The organism is Hydrogenimonas sp. (genome assembly GCF_029933015.1).
GTDB lineage: Bacteria > Campylobacterota > Campylobacteria > Campylobacterales > Hydrogenimonadaceae > Hydrogenimonas.
The window spans coordinates 1-1571 of the sequence record NZ_JAOZOZ010000016.1 but is presented as its reverse complement, the minus strand read 5'-3'; the positions used below and the strand labels follow the sequence as shown (position 1 = coordinate 1571).

Sequence of the window (1571 nt, the reverse complement as noted above, 5' to 3'; positions counted from 1 at the left end):
GGTGATCCTGCCGCCGTTCCAGAAAAGCGACGCGTCCAGTACCGCCGGACCGCTGATGCCCTTGTGGGCGAAAAGCAGATCACCCGAAAGCTTTCTCCGCCCCACGGCGATCTCCACCGGCAGCGAAAGGCCGCTGAGCCCCCGCATCCACTTCTGGGGCGGCTGAAGGGTCAGCCCCGCCAGGGCCGGCCTGGGCGGTACGATGGTGTGTCCGAAAGATTCGGCGATTTCATAACCGATCCCCGATGCACCGACGCTGGCGTAGCTTAGCCCGCCCGTGGCCACCAGCACCTTTTCGGTCTCGAAGGATCCCCGGGAGGTTTCGACGATGAAAACTTCTCCGCTTTTACGCACCGAAAGGATTTCCGTACCGTAGGAAAATTCGGCATGCGCCGCGGCATCGCGCAGCAGAGCGGTCAGTTCCCCGGCACTCTCTTTGCAGAAATATTGATCCCCTTTGCGCAGGACCGGCGCAAGACCTCTTCTTTTCAGAAAATCGAGCAGCGCGAGATTGTCGAAACGCTTCAAAACGGCATCGACGAAAACGGAATCGCCGAGGTAGTCGGCAGAGGAGAGATTGCGGTTGGTGAGGTTGCAGCGGCCGCCGCCGGAGATCTCGATCTTCCGGCCGGGCCTTTCGTTGTGGTCGATCAGCAGTATGCGACGACGGGGCAGGTGCGCCGCGGCCATCAGCCCCGCGGCACCGGCACCCAGGACGATCAGGTCGTAACGCACCGTCTAGCGGCGGTGCCCGCCACCGCTCTTTCGGCGGTTTCCACCGCTTCGTCGGCGTCCGCCGCCCTTTTTCGGCTTCTCTTCGACACCATGCATCGCCATCAGACGCTCGACCTCCTCCTTGCTGAGGCCGATCCCTTCGCCCCGGGACTCCAGCACACCTTTTTCGAGGATCATCGAGATCAGTTTGTAGGCGACCTTCTGGGGCGCCATCTCTTCACTCAGCGTCTCGTAGATCTTCACCGCCTCCTGATCGATATCCTGCTCACGCAGGGCATCGAGGAAACGCTCCGTCAAGTTCTCTTCCCCTTCTCCCTCGGCGCCCACGAAGCCGTACTCCATCTTCGTGCCGACCTTCTGGCGGATGCGTTCGAGCTCCTTGAACTCCAGCGGCGTCACCAGCGTGATCGCCGTACCCTTCTTGCCCGCGCGGCCGGTACGGCCGATACGGTGGACGTAGCTCTCCGGATCGAAGGGGATGTGGTAGTTGAAGACATGGCTCACCTCTTCGATGTTGAGCCCCCGCGCCGCCACGTCGGTGGCGACGAGAATGTCGATGTCGCGGCCCCGGAAGCCCTTGATCACCTCCATCCGTTCGCGCATCTCCATGTCGCCGTGCAGGCCTCTGGCGTTGATGCCGCGCGCCTGCAGCAGCTCCGCCACCCGGTCGACCTCACGCTTCATCCGGCAGAAGACGATCGCCTTCGTCGGCTCCTCCTTGTCCAGCAGCCGCACGATCGCCTCGTCGCGGTCTTTCTCCTCGATCACGTAGTAGAGCTGCCGGATATCCTTGTTGGTCGTCTCTTTTTTGGTGACCGAGACGAACTCCGGCTGAT

Annotated in this window: 2 protein-coding genes; both read right to left on the bottom strand. The window is 62.2% G+C overall.

Annotation, left to right across the window (positions count from 1 at the left end):
* On the bottom strand, positions 1 to 735 hold a 735-nt coding region (locus Q1K23_RS02245; protein WP_300361849.1), incomplete at its 3' end, for an aminoacetone oxidase family FAD-binding enzyme.
* Positions 736 to 738: 3 nt separating this feature from the next.
* The coding region (locus Q1K23_RS02240) for a C-terminal helicase domain-containing protein (protein WP_300361847.1) at positions 739 to 1571 on the bottom strand (833 nt) is incomplete at its 5' end.